General features: G+C 58.8%; 9 protein-coding genes. 5 read left to right on the top strand and 4 right to left on the bottom strand.

Features of this window, described 5'->3' with window-relative positions:
* The first annotated feature begins 171 nt into the window (after positions 1–171).
* Entirely contained in the window at positions 172–666 is a 495-nt protein-coding gene (locus tag OPIT5_24780; protein ID AHF92931.1) for a chemotaxis protein CheW, read from the top strand.
* Positions 667–707: 41 nt separating this feature from the next.
* On the opposite strand, the gene OPIT5_24775 is transcribed toward OPIT5_24780, so the two are convergent.
* The 4 genes from OPIT5_24775 to OPIT5_24760 are packed head-to-tail and all read right to left on the bottom strand — an operon-like array spanning position 708 to position 5,014.
* Entirely contained in the window at positions 708–1,979 is a 1,272-nt protein-coding gene (locus OPIT5_24775) for a hypothetical protein (GenBank protein ID AHF92930.1), read from the bottom strand.
* Entirely contained in the window at positions 1,976–2,992 is a 1,017-nt protein-coding gene (locus OPIT5_24770) for an oxidoreductase (GenBank protein AHF92929.1), read from the bottom strand. Before OPIT5_24770 ends, OPIT5_24775 begins: the two co-directional genes overlap by 4 nt.
* Positions 2,989–4,068 (bottom strand): oxidoreductase, encoded by a 1,080-nt coding sequence (locus OPIT5_24765; protein ID AHF92928.1) that lies wholly within the window; start codon positions 4,066–4,068, stop codon positions 2,989–2,991. Before OPIT5_24765 ends, OPIT5_24770 begins: the two co-directional genes overlap by 4 nt.
* A gap of 16 nt (positions 4,069–4,084) precedes the next feature.
* Positions 4,085–5,014, bottom strand: a complete 930-nt coding sequence (locus tag OPIT5_24760; GenBank protein ID AHF92927.1) for an oxidoreductase — start codon at positions 5,012–5,014, stop codon at positions 4,085–4,087.
* Between the two features lie 732 nt (positions 5,015–5,746).
* Here OPIT5_24760 and OPIT5_24755 point away from each other — a divergent pair.
* The 4 genes from OPIT5_24755 (at position 5,747) to OPIT5_24740 (ending at position 15,784) form a co-directional block, all read left to right on the top strand.
* Entirely contained in the window at positions 5,747–8,707 is a 2,961-nt protein-coding gene (locus OPIT5_24755) for a calcium-binding protein (GenBank protein AHF92926.1), read from the top strand.
* A 58-nt stretch (positions 8,708–8,765) separates the two neighbouring features.
* Positions 8,766–9,485: a sugar-binding protein gene (locus OPIT5_24750; protein ID AHF92925.1), complete on the top strand. Its 720-nt coding sequence runs from the start codon at positions 8,766–8,768 to the stop codon at positions 9,483–9,485.
* A 555-nt stretch (positions 9,486–10,040) separates the two neighbouring features.
* Complete coding sequence (locus OPIT5_24745; protein ID AHF94743.1) at positions 10,041–10,163, top strand: hypothetical protein; 123 nt, start codon at positions 10,041–10,043, stop codon at positions 10,161–10,163.
* Positions 10,164–10,624: 461 nt separating this feature from the next.
* Entirely contained in the window at positions 10,625–15,784 is a 5,160-nt protein-coding gene (locus tag OPIT5_24740) for a type IV secretion protein Rhs (protein AHF92924.1), read from the top strand.
* Positions 15,785–16,037 lie beyond the last annotated feature (253 nt).

Below are 16,037 nucleotides of genomic sequence, written 5' to 3'. Positions count from 1 at the left end.
AGGGTAAAGACGGACGGTCGTTTTATTTTCCGGATACACTGTTCGGCTCCGCAGCCGTTTACTTGAGCGGCTTCATCGCGCGGGGTGAAATAGGCAATTCGGGCTAAAGGTCTCCCCGGATAATCCGATATCGCAGGTGACCTCCCTTTTCACCCGCCATCCGGATCAACCATGAGCAACACCACCCAGACCCGCACCTCCGCGCATGCCGGAAAATACCTCACCGTGGTGCTCGACAACGAGGCCTACGGCATCGCCGTGCTGAAGGTGAGGGAAATCATCCGCATGCAGAAGATCACCCCGGTGCCGCAGATGCCTGGCTACGTCAAGGGCATCATCAATCTGCGCGGCCGGGTGATTCCTGTCATCGACCTGCGGCTGAAATTCGGACTCCGCGCCGAGCTCGCCGAGCGCACCTGCATCGTGGTCGTCCAGGTAAAATTCGCCGGTGGCGCTCCTGTGCAAATGGGGCTCATCGTCGACAGTGTCGAGGAAGTCGTCAGTCTGGGCGCCCAGGAAATCGAGCCCACACCCGACTTCGGAGTCCGCATCGATACGAGCTATCTGCTCGGCCTCGCCAAGATCAAGGGAGTCGTCAAAACCCTCCTCGACATCGACCGTGTCGTCGCGCCCGACACCATCGAGCGCCTCGCCGCCGTCGGCTGATCACGATCTGCCGCGATCCGCCACCGGCGGCGTTTCCCCGGTCAAAGCTCCGAACCCAGGCCGCGAATTTCGCCGGCTCCCTCCATGCGATGCCTTCCGTCCCGCACGGCGAACAACCCTGCCAGGCGCGGCAGCCAGGGGGCATTCGCCGCAGGCGTGTATTGCGGCGAGTTGAGCTCCACGCCGTTGCGCGTCGGCAGATGTGCGCCGACAAGGAACGCATGGATCGCCGAAAACCCGGGATTCGTCAGGTCCTGCAACGACAGCTCCATCCCGTTCGCCAGCGCCCAGGCCGCCGAAACGAGCGTGAAGCTGTGCCCCTTGCAGGTCTTCAGCGCGAATCCGTTCCAGCCCTGTTGTTTCGCCACCGGCAACAGCTCCAGGCCGGTGAGCCCCTCGTCGAGGAACACCGGCTTGCGCTCGCCCGCCGCGCGCCAGTCGAACGGATGGGCCGCAATGTCGCGCGCGGTCGGCTGTTCCAGGTAATCGAGCGCCGAATACGCCTCCGGATCGAGCGCCTCCAGCCGGTCCAGATAATCGAGCACGGCGGCCGCGTCGGGGTTCCCCTCGTTGCTGTCAACGGAAAGCACCGGCGAGGCGATTCCCCAACTCCGCGCCGCCCGAAAAACCTCCGCGGTGCGCGCGGCATCCGCGGCGTTGTCCTTCGCCAGCACCTTGATCTTGAAACAGCGGATACCGCCTCGCTCCACCGCCGGTCGCACCGCCGTTTCCAGGTCGTCCCTGGCGCTCACCACCCACCACGCATCCAGCGACGACACCGGCGGCCGCAGCGCGCGGCGAATCGCCCCGCACGCCGATTCTCCGGGAAACCATGCGTCGGCCGACGGGATCGCCGCCGGCTCGTCGTAGAAACGGAACGCGGACACCCCGAGCGCCTGCCCGGCCGCGTCGTGAATCGCCGCGTCGAACGGGCTCGCACAGACCGCGCGCGCCAGCAACGGCATCTCCGGACACAAATCCGGCGCCGAGATCGTGTGATGCAACCGCAGCCCGAGTTCCAGCGGATGCTCCGCCTCGCCGCCGCAGGCGTCGCCCAGCGATGCCACCAGGCGCTCGCAGAGCCGGCGCATGGCGGCATCCTTCGCCGCCCGGTCCGGCGACACGCCCGGCCACGCCCACAGGTCGCTCAGGTAGATCGATCCGCGCCCGGTCGCCTCGCGCGAGCCGACGCGCACCCGCACGCTCACCCGCGCCTCCGTCGCCTGCGTGATCAGGCCCGAGCTGATTTGCAGGGGTTTCAGGAAGGGTTGTTCGACAAATGCGACGCCTGCTTCGAGAAGTCCGGTTTTCATGATTCGCTTGCCGCCCGCTGCTGCGCCTCCAGCGCCAGGCGCGAGGTTTTCAGGATGTTTTCCGTCGTGAGTTTTTCGATGCCCCCTGCCCCCTTCCCCTCGATTTCGTCGAGGAAATTTTGCAGGCAGTCGCGCTCGCCGTCGGGCGCGGACGAGGCAGTGACGTCCCGCGCGGATTCGTCCGCATCCGTCACCAGCGTGAGCGTCCCGGCTCCGTAACTGGCCTCCGCCATGCCGGCCGTGCCATGCACCGTGATTCGCCAGTACTGGCTCTGCGAATACCCGGCCCGGTCGGGAGCGAGGTAGGATACGTCGGCGAAACACGCCGCGCCGTTCTCCAGCACGCCGTGCAGTTGCGCGCAGTCCCGGAAATGTGGCGCTTCCGCCGCCTTCGCGTTCCAGTCGCGCGCGGTCAGGATGCGCCGCCACGGCGATCCGGTCAGCCACGGCAGGAGATCGAAAACATGCACACCGATATCGTTGAGCGTGCCGCCGTGCCCGCCCGGCTCGAAATACCAGCCCGGCCTCGATCCGTAACGCAACGGATGCTGCGCGAGGACGGTCACCGTCTGCACCTTCCCGAGCGTTCCCCGCCGCACGAAACCGCGCAGCCGGCGCAGGACGGGGGCCTCCGTCAGGTCGAGCTGGCAGCCGACCGAAAGTCCCTTTTCCCGGACCAGCCCCGCGATCGTCTCCAGTTCCTCCATTCGAGTGCACAGCGGCTTGTCGGAGATGACATGGCAACCCGCCCGCAAGGCGGCAATCGCCAGCGCGCCGCGCCGTCCATACGTATCGCCGATCGCCACGACCGTGCCGCCACCCTCCGCCAGCATTGTCCCGAAATCCTCGTGCGTCAGGTCGATCCGGCCCTCCGTCGCCAGTTGCCGGCGGGTGGCCCCGTCGCCCTCCCAGGCGCCGGCGATCGCGCAGTCCGGATGAGCGGAAACCCGGTCGTACAAACCGGAGATGTGCGGGTGCCGAAACCCCGCGAACAGGAAACGATGGTTCTTCATGCGAAAAAAGTCACCCGCTCCGCCCGGCCCGACGCCGTCGAGCGGTAAGCCGCCTCGATGATCGCCACGGCGGCCCCGGCCTCCCGCCCGTCGATCACGCCCTCCCGGGAACTTCCCTGGATCGCCTCGCAAAACGCCGCGATCTGCTGCCGGTGACCTTCGCAGGAAATCGCCTTCGGGTCCGCCGAGCCGCCCCGGATTTCGCCGCCGGCCTCGCCGGACCGGATGCGTTCGTCTTCCGGCCGCTCGTCGGCGAAACGCCAGCACTCGATCCGGTCGTTGACCAGAATCGCCGTGCCGCGTTCGCCGGAAATTTCCAGCGAAAGATCCAGTCCCGGATAACACGTGGTGGCCGCCTCGATCGTGCCGAGCGCGCCGTTTTCGAAGCGCAGTCCCGCCGCCAGCGTATCCTCGACCTCGATACCCGCATGCACCAGCCGGTCCGAAAAGGCCCAGACCTCGCGGACCGGCCCGCCGAGCCATTGCAGCAAATCCACGGCGTGGATTCCCTGGTTCATGAGCGCCCCGCCCCCGTCCAGCGCCCGGGTGCCGCGCCAGGGAGAGCCTGCGTAATAGGCCGGTTCCCGCCACCACTTGATCCGCGCGCTCAGGAACGTGAGTTTCCCGAACCGCCCGGCCTCGATCGCCCGGCGGATCTGCCGCGCGCCCGCCCCGCAGCGCAGCGGCAGAAGCCCGGCGAGCAGCACGCCGGAGCGTCGGGCTTCGGCAATCATGCCGGCCACGCGCTCCGTGGTGATTTCCAGCGGCTTTTCGCAGAGCACGTGTTTCCCCGCCCGCAGCGACGGCAACGCTCCCTCCGCATGCAACCCGCTCGGGCTGGCGATCAGCACCGCCTCCACGCCGGTCTCCGCTGCCAGCAACTCGCCGAGCGTCGCGCACACCCGCGCTCCCGCCGGCTCCGCCAGTTCCCGCGCCCGCTTCACGTCGGGGGAATGGATCGCCGCCAGCCTCGCCGCCGGAATACGCGCCAGCGCCTCCACATGGACGCCGGCTATCCCGCCGCTGCCGATCAGCCCGAACCGTACCGTTTTATCAGATACCGACTGGTGTTTCATCGAAAGATCGTCTTGCTCAGGCTGAACCATACCGCGCTTTTCTGTAGCCTTGCGCAAACCGCGCGCCGTCGTAGCGCGTGCTCCCGGAAATCCCGGACAGCAACACCTCGCGACCGCCCGACTCCCGCGACTGCAAGGCGGCGATGGCCGCAAGCTCGGGCTCGATCAACGCCTCAAACGGGCAAGGCGGGATGTCCGTTTTTCCCGAAAACCATGGCATGACGCGCTCGAGAAACGCCCGGTAGAGGTCTCCTGTCGCCGGTTGCAGGGAAACGACGCTCCGTTCGGTCACGATCGTCCCGTAAAACGGCAGCCAGCCTCCCGGCTGTTCACCCATCACCACCCAGGCCACACGCCCATCCTGCCAGCGCAGTTCCACCCGCTGCTGCGCGCCATCGCCCAGGTGGCGCGCGCTGCGCACGCCCGGCCCCATTGCCGCGCAGGCGAAGGTGTAGGCGTGAATGCCATAGTTGAAGTCATCGACCGCGCAGCCGCTCAGCACCGTGTGCGGCTCGCCCCGCTCCGTGACCGGCCGGGCCTGCCAGGCCGTCAGTTCCCGCGCATAACGCAACGACGATCCGCCAAAAATCCTCGCTCCGCCGCGCACCCAGTCGCCCAGCCGGCGCAGGTCGGCGACGTTGCCCGCCATCGGCTTGTCGATCAGCACCGCCTTGCCGGCCTCGACAAACACACGCGCCTTTTCGACATGCGTGTCCCAGTCGCAGCCGTGCAGGATCACCGCATCGACCTCGCCCGCCATTTCCCCGAGCGACCCGAATACCCGCCCGATGCCATGCTCCGCCGCGAACGTTTGCGCGTAGCCCGCCGGGTGCACCGCGCCGCCATCCCACACGCCGGCAATCTCACAGCCCAGCTCGCGCTCGACCGGAATCCACGCCGCCGGATGACTCGTATCAAGATCAACAATGCCAATTCGAGGTTTCATCATTTTCCCGTTTCAAAAATTTCCCGATGCCGGAGCATGCCCGATCTCGTAGTGACGACGCCGGAAGCCGCGCAACAGGGGAATCCAAAACCGGTCCAGTTTTGGCGTATTCGCAGGCGAAGCGGTTGCTCGCCCTGCCCGAAACGTGACCGGGAGCAGGAATCCGGAGGGGAATTTTCTGTTATCCATGGAACGAGATTTTCGAATCCCGGAAGAGTAACCTTTCGGTTACATCCGGACAACTTCATTCCGGAGGTATATAGGCTTTCTGCGTGCCGGATCCCCGGACCTTCTCTCCGGTGCTTCCCCGCACCCTCGCCTGCCCCTTCCCCGGCAATCCCTCCGGGAGGATCTTGAAATACATTTTTTAACCGCAGATGAGGTGGGAGCGATATAGGGTTTAATGAGGTATATTCAATATCTGAATATCCGTCTGGCGGTGACAAATATCCTTTGCATCACGCATGGAGAGGAGTCATTTCGCACCCAACAAAAAATTTCAGGATTCTTTTCCACTCCCTCCGCTTCATTCACGCCGCTTTACCCTGGTTTAACGTGCGTTTGTCTGACCCAGTCCCGCCGCTCTTCGGTGAGGACATCGTTTCGGCTCCGCCCAATTTCCGGAACCTGCTTTTGTCTTTAGTCCCAACATTCAACTAACCCGCAAGAAACAGCAATTCGATCTCAGGTTGCTGTCCATCTGTCGCGGCTAACACCTGTCCTTTTACGGCCATGAAAACTCCTCTGCCCTGCCTGTGCGCCGCGCTGGCGCTTCTCGCGACTGCGTCTGTAACCGTCACCCGTGCCGATCCCGTTACGCTCACCGGTGATCATGTTATCAACCCCGGCCCGGATGACACCGGTTCGCTCACCGTCTCGGGACAACTCCACGTCGAAAGCAACCACGCCGACCTCGGTACAACCGGAGATGGCCAGATAGCCCTGTTGCTCACCTATCAGGAAAACGGCGCAACCCGGCAGGTGGTTGTTTACGCTGCCCGGTCTGCGGTCGAATACCTCTGGAAAGAAGGTTCTACCGATGCGAGCACTGCCACGCCGAAGATGACCCTCGGAGCGGACAACACGCTGACCCTCCACGATACCACGGGCGCGTCCACGATCACGCTGACCCCCGCAACGGGCGAAATCAGCGCACCGGGAGGATTCCGTTTGTCCGATGGCACCCTGATTGCCAACCAGTCCTCTCTGCGCAGCACCGCGCTCTATAACGCCTCCGATCAGATCGTGGCGCAGGTTGGCGAGGATGGACGCGTCACCTTCGCCAACGGCCTCATCGTTGGGTCCAACCCGGACGCCGCGCTCACCGCAAACAGTACCGCTTACCTGAATACCGTCCTGCAAAACCTCGGTTTTCAGGAAAACCCTGTCGAACCCACACACGTCGATGGAATAATTACCGGATCACAAAATTCAGGGAGCATTTCGATTGTTTATGATACGGCAGGAAACCAATACCTAGCGGGAACATTTTCCGGTTCCTCGGTCAAAATCGGCAATTCCACGATTTACGGCAGTTCCACGACTACGAACCAATTTGTTCTCAAACGCACTCCGGCAGGAACGGTTTCATGGAATAAGGTCTGGTATGTCTCCGGAGCCCCGCAAGGCATTGTGACAGATGCTTCCGGCAATATTTACGTGGTCGGGTATTTGTCCTCGACGGCAGGCAAAAGCATCAGCCTTGCCGGGGTTTCCGTCACTGCGCAGGGCGGCAACGATGGCTATGTTCTGAAACTCAACAATGCCGGAGCCGCCCAGTGGGTGAAGGTAATCGGCGGCACCGGCTCCGAGTCTGCCAAAAGTGTGACGGTAGATGCCTCCGGCAATGTATTTGTTATCGGATCTCTTAACGGCACGGCGGGACAGGCGATCGGTCTTGCCGGAGTTTCTGTCACCGCGCAGGGGAGCAACGATGGCTTTGTGCTCAAACTGAACAGTGCCGGAGTCGGCCAATGGGCAAAAGTGATGGGTTCTACCAACTCCGATTATGCCGAAAAAGTGGTTTTGGACAGCAGTGGCAACGTGTACGTTTCCGGCTATGTCAACCAGACAGCAAACCAGACAGTGAACCTTGCCGGAATCAGCGTTACCGCTCAGGGCGGTAACGATGGCTATGTCCTTAAACTGAACAGTGCCGGAGCCGGGCAATGGGCAAAAATCCTCGGCCACAGCAATTCCGATTATGTCAGAGGCTTGGCCGTCGATGGCTCTGGCAATGTTTATGTGGCCGGAGAACTTAATCGTACTGCGAACCAGACCGTGAACCTCGCCGGGATCACTGTCACCGCGCAGGGCAATCTGGACGGCTATGTCCTTAAACTGAACAGTGCCGGAGCTGGGCAATGGGCAAAAATTCTCGGCCACAGCAGTTCTGATTACCTCAAAGGCTTGGCCGTCGATGGCTCCGGCAATGTTTATGTGGTCGGAAATTTTAGTCGTACCGCAGGCCAGACGGTGAATCTCGCCGGAATCACTGTCACCGCAAAAGGCAATCAAGATGGCTATGTTCTCAAATTGAATACAGCCGGGGCCGGACAATGGGCACGGATAATTGGCCATACCGATTCAGACTATACCAACGGTTTGGCATTGGATGCCGCTAACAATATTTATATTTTCGGTTATATCTCCGCCAGTGAGGGGACACCGCTGGATATGGCCGGGGTTAATGTCAATGCCATCAGTTATGCCAATGGTTATATCCTGAAACTCGACAACGCCGGAGCATCACTATGGACGAAATTGATACCGGCGGAAATCAATAGGATCACGTTATCACCCTCAAACGAGGAAATTGTTCTCAGCGGGTATTCCACTGAGGAAAATTTCACATTGGGCGATACACTCATCTTGGGTAACTGGATGCCTTTTTTCGTCACGTTACCAATAAGTGAGCCGATTATCGATGTGTTTCAGCCTGCCGCAGCAAGTATTGCATGGGGCAATGCAATGGCACCCGGCTCAAACGCCATTGCAATGGGTGACAATGCTTTTGCCATCGGCCCAAACACCATCAGTTTGGGTTATAATAGCACGGCCACAGGTTCATCCAGCATTGCCATCGGGGAATATAACAGAACAACAAACTATAATGCCACAGCAGTAGGAGGAGCGTATAATACGGCATCTGGAAGTAGCTCTTTTATTGGCGGTGGCTGGGGGAACACGGCATCCGGCTACGGATCAGTAATCCTGGGAGGTGAAGGCAATTCTGCCAACGGCGATTATTCGCTCGCGGGCGGCTTATGGAGTTCGGCATCCGGTCCGGTATCTGTCGCACTGGGTGAATCCGGCAGTGCATCCGGTTCCGCTTCCACAGCTATTGGCAGCGGAAATTCTGCCAGCGGAGACTACACAGCTGCGTTTGGCTACTACAACCAGGCGCAGGCCATCAACCTGTTTGCCATCGGACGGCTTAACGTTGCCCAGGGCTCCAGGACTGCATGGGTGCCAAGCGACGATCTCTTTGTCATCGGCAACGGTGATTGGGACGAATGGACCTACAGCAATGCCTTTGCGGTTCACAAGAATGGTACAACCCGTTCGGCAGGTCCCTTTGAAGCCAAAGGCGGCATCCGCATTCCTCCGGGCGGGGATGTCTCGATGGGAACATTCACGCAGGGCAACGACCCGAGCACTCTCAATGCCGGACTCCGTTATCAGGGTGAATAACTCTTTATCATCAATTATCTTCTGACTGTCCATGCACTCCTAATATCCCATTTTCGCCATGACCTCACCATCCCGCAGGCGCTGCTGTCTGGTATTAACCCTGCTCCTTGTCGGATTGATATCAGTCCTCGGTTTTCAGGCATTGAATCTTTTGAAGGCGCAGCCTGCATGGTGGATGCAGCAGGGGGTGCTTGATCCGGCAGCCGCGCCGGACGACTATGCGGCGGCAAACATCGGCCAACTCAAACACATTACCACGCAAGCGGCGGCGGAAATGAACGCCCACCTTCCGGGTGGCGCAGGTCCGGCAATCAACGCTCTTGTGACCTCATGGCAACAGCCACCAGCCACAGGAGTTACCCGCGATGACTATGCCGCCGTCAATCTCGGCCAACTGAAAGCTGTTGCCCAGTTGTTTTATAACCGGCTCGCCACAGCCGGAATCGTCGTCGGTCCTGTCGTCGAAGGCAGTTCCTATCCTTGGCCCACCGACCAGTCAGGAGCGGACAACTACGCACTCGTCAACGTTGGTCAACTCAAGCACGTCTTCAGCTTCACCGTGCCATCGGGGCCACCCGGTTTTGTCGACACCGACGGCAACGGCATCGATGACAACTGGGAACTGGCCCACTTCGGGCAGATCGGCATCGATCCGACTGCCGACCCCGACGGCGACGGCCTGTCCAACCTCGCCGAATATCTCGCCGACACCGATCCGACTCTCGCCGCCCAGACAGTACCTCCTGCCGCGCTGGCCCTCACCGTCTATTCACCCTGATGTAGCGGAGTGATCCCCTGCGTCCCGCTCTTTTCACCGATCCGGTTACTTAACGAACAATGAATTCTCTCCTCAAAACTATTTTGGCAGTCCTTTTTGTAGTAAATTTCTTGTTTTCTGTTTCTCCATCGATTGCAGAGTGTAAACTCGAACAAATCGAGCCAAGCGAGATTAAAATAAAGGTAAAGGCTGTAGGCGAGGCAGCTTGTATGGCAGGTTTCACCACAAGTGAACTTGGTCTTCCATTGGACGGTCTTTTTTATCGAAAAAAAGACTACATCCTGAATTACTATAATGACTTTATTTATGTTTATTCCAATCCAGAGTACCCAGGGTATAGAGAGGACGTCAATAATTCCTCATCACGATCGCACTCGGAATCCTGCATGTTTAATCAAGAAAACCTAATCGAATGTGTGTCAGAGGAGGAAGGGTTTGTCGATGGTGTTTACTGGGCATTGAGCGAGCAGTCCGCCCATAAGTATTACCATTATGGGTGGTATAGACGACGTAATGGTGAAACCAAGTCGCACCTGATAGTCGGAGTTGCATTCAATGATCCAGATTATTATCCAGACGAGGAAGATGAATATGATTTTTTTGAAAACTCATCAGATTTTTTCCCCCTGCAGGGATATACAATCGAATATCAAGATGTTTTTGCTACTCAAAAGATGATCAGACTTTCCTATGACAAAAACAACGATCCTTCTTATAGTCCGAATGCCAATGTTACGTGGGAATGTGAGGGAGCACAAATCGAGATCACCCGCCTGTCCCAACCCGACACATGGGAGGACGCATTGGCGCGAGTGCCGGACGAGGAATACCCTTGGGTGGAACTCGAAAATCTGGGTGATGCGCACTGGTGGCTGGGTTGTCCGCCGGAACCGGGGGACCCCTGCATCGATGAAGGAGGTCAGGTGTGTAACATCCGTGCCCTGCTGAAGAGCTGTCCGGGCAAGTACAAGGCAATCATGTCAGTGGTGTCGCGCTCCAGAAAACCCCTGACACCGGAAGAAGAACAAAACGGGCGTCCGTGGAGCGAGCCGACCGAGTTGACCACAGAAATAGAGCTTACGGAGGGTAACTGTGAATCCGGGGTATGGGCGGATTTCAACCTGCCGCTGCAGCCCTGCATGGAATACCGCCCCGGACCGAAAGGCATCGTCTTCGAGCACATTCCGGAGCCGGGAGTTGCCGGCGAAGCCGCCTGCGGGACACCGAAAACCGGCAGCATGCACATGGAGCTCTCTCTTGGAGCGACCTGGGACGGTGCCAATGCCGGCTATATCAAGCTCCTTGCCGAACAAATGAATGAAGCGGCGTTTTCTCCCGGCTCTCTCATCTACCAGCTGCTCGGCAGCGACGGTTCGGTGAAACTCGTCAGGGACGATGAAGACGTGGTCCGCCAGGTACATGCCCCCGACGCGGACATCCTGATCGAGGACTTGGCCGGTGGCGGTTTCGCCATCCGGTTTTATGCCCCCGGTTCAGACTTCGCCACCCTCACCTCTTCCTGGCATTTTGTGCCGGCCACGGCCGGCGATTTTTTGCAGATGCAGATCAGGCGCATGGCCGGTGGTGGCAACCAGGTCTACACGTTTGGAGAAAACAACGGAGTCTGGTCGCTCAACCGCGACGGACTGGCTACGGAGACTCTGGAGAAAACGACAGAGAACGGCCTTCCCGTAGAAATCCGCACGCTCAAGGAGATCAACGGCACCGTCGTTTCCAGGGAAAAGACCACCTATGAAACCGGCCCCAACGGTTTCCAGCGCAAAATCGAGTCGGTGCTCAACCCCGACAGTGCCACCGACGCGCAGACCACCCGCTGGCATTATTTTCCCGGCACCGACCGGCTCGACTACGTCGAGTATCCTGACGGACGTTGGGAGCGCTACACCTACACCCCGGAAGGTGAGTATCATCAGGAAATCATGCCCTGGCTGGATTCCCTGCGAACGGATGCCGACCTGTCCAGTCACCATTATTTTGAAACCACCCGCGAACAGATCACAGTCAACGGGCAACCTGTAAAACTCGTTACCCGCACGGAGCGGATCGCCGGTCAGGAAGTGGGCCGCCGCTACGCACTCACGTGGCTGGAGCCTGTACCTGTCGCGCTCGGCGATACCGCCACCACCCGCACAGTCAAACAGGTATGGGAAGTGGACGCCGCCACGCCCGGCGCGGCGTGGGATGCTCCCGGCAATCTCGTGACAAAAATCGACTATGATCTGACCAACAACAAACGCTGGCGCACCCTTCGCCCTGACGGGATTGTCACACTCGAAACGGAACAACCCTCCGTCGCCGGTGGCTACCTCGCCATTACGCAGACCGGCACCGTGGACGACACCGGCTGGGGCGTGGCCGATGGCACGATTATCTACACCGAGACCAACGGACGCGGACTCGTCATTCGTGAAGAAGTCCGCGACATCAAGAGCCGCGAAATCATTTCCCTGCGCAAGGCCAGCGCCTATGAAAACGACGACGCCCAACGCGGTCGTCCCGTTGCCTACACCCATCTCGACGGAACCACCGAAGAACTTGAATACGCCTGCTGCGGGCAACTGCTGCGCTACAAGGATCGCGACGGCATCGAAACCCTCTATACTTACGATTCGCTTGGCCGGCTCGTGAATGAAATGCGCAACGGGATTCAGATGCAGACAACCCTCGACGCCGCCGGCCGGGCCGTGAAAACCACTCGCATCGGCACCGACGGCAGTTCGATTGTCCAGTCGATGACCGCCTACGATCTTGCCGGCCGCACGATCTGGACCGAAGACGCGCTCGGCAACCGAACCACGTATACCTATGACAAGACGCCTGCCGGCGGTGAAATCAGCATCATCACCACACCGGACGGAGCCCCCACCACCACGACCAGCCATCGCGATGGCCGGACGCTTTCCGTTACCGGCACCACCGCGCGCCCGGAAAAGATGCTGTACGGCGTTACTTCCGCCGGCCTGCGCTGGACGCAGGAAATCGCCACAGGCTCCGAAGGCGAGGAAACCGAATGGACCAGAACCTTGACCAATCCGCTCGGCCAGACCGTCCGCCGCGAATATCCCGACGGCGCCGCCGAAACGTTTGGCTACAATGCGAAAGGCCAACTCGTCCGGCAGACCGATGCCGACGGCGTGCAGACGCTGTTTGCTTGGAACGACAAGGGGGAACAAACCGTCACCGCACTCGACATCAACCGGAACGGCTCGATTGATTATACTGGACCAGACCGTATCCAGCGGACGGTGACGGAAATAGCGACCCGGGGTGAAGCGCCGGCGTCAACAACCCCCGTCCGCAGGACTGTATCGGAATCCTGGATGACAGAGACCGATACTCCGACCGTGATCACGACTGTCGATACCACGCTCGACGGCCAGCAAACGTGGACGACGACCAACGGACTCACCACCCACACCACCCTCACGCAGGACGGAGCGGGCAACCGCACCGAAACCGTCACCGCTCCCGACGGCACACAAACAATCCGCATGTATTCCCAAGGCCGCCTTGCCGGAGAAACCCGCAAGGATGCCAATGGCGACATTCTCTCGGAAGTCACGTATGCGTACGACCCGCACGGCCGGCTTTCCTCGCAGACTATGACCGGAGTTGGAACGACTACGTATTCGTATTCTGACGACGATCAGGTGGCCAGTGTGACTGCACCCGATCCCGGCGACGGCGCGCAGACTACCCGCTACACCTACAACAATCGCGGCTGGCAGTCGAAGGTCACGTATCCCGACGGAACCGAAACCGAGACGACGTACTACCCGACCGGGCAGGTAAAGCGTACCTGGGGCGCACGCACGTATCCGTCCGAATACACGTACGACGCGCAGGGCCGGCTCCGTACGCTGACCACCTGGAAGGACTTTGCCGGCACTGCCGGCGAGGCCGTCACGACCTGGAATTACGACCCGCAACGCGGCTGGCTGCTCAACAAGCGTTATGCCGACAACCAAGGACCGACCTATACATACACGCCAGCCGGACGGCTCGCCACGCGTGCTTGGGCACGCGGCGTCGTCACCACTTACGGCTACACCGATGCCGGTGGCCTGGCTTCCGTGACCTACAGCGACAGCACACCGACCGTCACTTACACATACACCCGTTCCGGACAGATCCTCACCACGAGCGACGCGGCAGGCCTGCTCACCCGCACGTACGACGACAACCGGCGGCTCACCTCCGAAACATACTCGGGAACCGGCCTGCTCTCGGGTAAATCGCTTACGCGCACTTGGGACGCCCTGCAACGCCCGTCCGGCTACACCGCAACGGATATTCCGGCTGTAATTTATACTTACGACGCCGGCTCACACCTCGCCACCCTCGCGCAGGGGACTCATTCCGCCACCTATACGTATCATCCCCACCTTGGGGCAGTCACCACCACGACAATCCGCAACAACGGCACCGAACGCGTCCGGCAAGAGCGCACGTTCGACGCGCTCGGGCGCATCACCCGCGTGGACACGCTCGGCAACGGCTCCATCCTCCACGCCCGCCGTGATTACACGTATAACGCTGCCAACCAGCGCACGCAGGTTACGCATGAAGATAGCCGCTCTTGGAATTACGGATACGATGCGCTCGGACAGCTAACTTCCGCCGAAAAACGCCTCGCCGACGCATCCTCGCTCCCCGGCTATGCCTTCGGTTACACCTTCGATGTCATTGGCAACCGCACGCAGACCGTGACCAACGGACGCGTCGCTAGCTACACGAGTAATACCCTCAACCAGTACGAACAGCGAGACGTGCCTGCCTTCATAGATGTTCGTGGCTCCGCCAATGTCGACACCACCGTGCTGGCGAATGACCACCTGACCACGCGCACCGAGGCTGATTTCTTTCACGCGCTGGCAGTGGATAATATGACCAATGCCGCACAAGTTTCGCTCAAAGTGCAGGCCGTAAAAAAATCCCCCGAACAGGTTGCCACCGAACTGCGCGATGCCTTTCTGGCCAAGGATCCGGAAGCACTCACCTATGACGCTGACGGCAATCTGACCGAAGACGGACTCTGGGATTATACATGGGATGCCGAAAACCGTCTTGTGGCGATGGAAACCCGCTTGGCAATCGCCAGCCTTTATCCGAATCTGAAACAACGACTGGAATTTGCTTACGACGACCAAGCCCGACGCATCCGTAAGGTAGCCCAAACTTGGAATCAGGCTTCCGGCCTCTGGTCTCCGGCCTCCGATATTCGTTTCCTCTACGATGGTTGGAATCTGCTTGCCGAATACGACGCTCTGAATGGCGGAAGCGTTACCCGCTCATACACATGGGGCTTGGACTTGAGTGAAACCATTCAGGAAGCCGGAGGTGTAGGAGGCCTACTCTGGACTACTGCCATACCAGATACATACGCCCCTGGATATGATGCCAACGGAAATATCGTCATATGGATTGATGTCGCAAGCGGCTCCCCCGCGGGTCAATATGAATATTGCGCTTTTGGCTCACGCATGGTGGCCACCGGTACCAATGGTGAGTTACCATTTGGCTTCTCCACCAAATATCACGATACCGAAACCGCTCTTCTTTACTATGGATACCGATACTATAGTCCGAATTTCGGACGATGGATAAATCGAGATATTATAGAAGAAGACGGCGGCATCAATTTATATGGTTTTCCCGATCCTGTGAACACCATCGATCCGCACGGTTCGGTTAGAATAACGATTAAGAAGATAGACGTAGACGGAAATGACCTAAGGTTAGGCGGGCCTGCTGGACGAGGTAGAACCTATGGATGGACAGAAGTTCCACTTGACAAGACACACCACAAAATCGACTTTTATAATGATGACAAGAAATGTGAATGTGGAGATCGAAACAAATTGAATTTTATCTTCGAAATCTCAAGTTACCGCGCAAAGCGCGGGGTAATTGTCGGAGGGCACAAGGTAAGTGCTGGTGGCCGATCTGCCATCTTGGCTCACGAAGATAAAAGAATCAAGGTTTGGACACATTTTTACAAAGGGATGTATGGATTGGTTGAAAAAGAATATAATAAGATGAAAGGGATAGGTATCGGAGATGCCTGCCAAAAAGACTGGGAGCAAAAGTTTAGAAAATCAATGGAACGTGGCGATCGTATGATCATGCATTACAAGGAAATTGCAGTGCAGGTACAGGCAAAGATCGGCCAAGAAAATATCATCACCGGTAACTTCAATGGTGAACTAAGGATGGTTGGTATTGATAACATACAGGATATAAGTGGAGATCTAATTCCAGTTGTATGGATTGATTAAAATAATGAAAAACATACTATTCATCGCACTTTCTTTTTTAGCCGCCGGGTGCAAACATGACGCCTATATGGAGTATTCACCTAAGACCCAAGGAATAACCGAAGAACAGATAGAGAAATTAATGGCGGCATTAGGTCCAGTTCACTATAATAACCATGAAGAAAACAATGCTTATTACACGGGTTATAGATATGGGCTTGAACTGGGACCAGATGCAATAGGTGCATTGATTATCAGTCCAGAGAACTATTCT

The sequence above is a fragment of the Opitutaceae bacterium TAV5 genome (genome assembly GCA_000242935.3).
Classification (GTDB): Bacteria; Verrucomicrobiota; Verrucomicrobiia; order Opitutales; family Opitutaceae; genus Geminisphaera.
The sequence above is the reverse complement of the archived record's forward strand: the minus strand, read 5'-3'. Positions and strand labels throughout refer to the sequence as shown.

Bases quoted from the DNA above. Each gene is read 5' to 3' on its own strand.
- OPIT5_24760 (AHF92927.1), bottom strand. From the start codon at position 5,014: ATGAAACCTCGAATTGGCATTGTTGATCTTGATACGAGTCATCCGGCG.
- OPIT5_24755 (AHF92926.1), top strand. From the start codon at position 5,747: ATGAAAACTCCTCTGCCCTGCCTGTGCGCCGCGCTGGCGCTTCTCGCG.
- OPIT5_24740 (AHF92924.1), top strand. From the start codon at position 10,625: ATGGAATACCGCCCCGGACCGAAAGGCATCGTCTTCGAGCACATTCCG.
- OPIT5_24770 (AHF92929.1), bottom strand. From the start codon at position 2,992: ATGAAGAACCATCGTTTCCTGTTCGCGGGGTTTCGGCACCCGCACATC.
- OPIT5_24780 (AHF92931.1), top strand. From the start codon at position 172: ATGAGCAACACCACCCAGACCCGCACCTCCGCGCATGCCGGAAAATAC.
- OPIT5_24775 (AHF92930.1), bottom strand. From the start codon at position 1,979: ATGAAAACCGGACTTCTCGAAGCAGGCGTCGCATTTGTCGAACAACCC.
- OPIT5_24765 (AHF92928.1), bottom strand. From the start codon at position 4,068: ATGAAACACCAGTCGGTATCTGATAAAACGGTACGGTTCGGGCTGATC.
- OPIT5_24750 (AHF92925.1), top strand. From the start codon at position 8,766: ATGACCTCACCATCCCGCAGGCGCTGCTGTCTGGTATTAACCCTGCTC.
- OPIT5_24745 (AHF94743.1), top strand. From the start codon at position 10,041: ATGATCCAGATTATTATCCAGACGAGGAAGATGAATATGATTTTTTTG.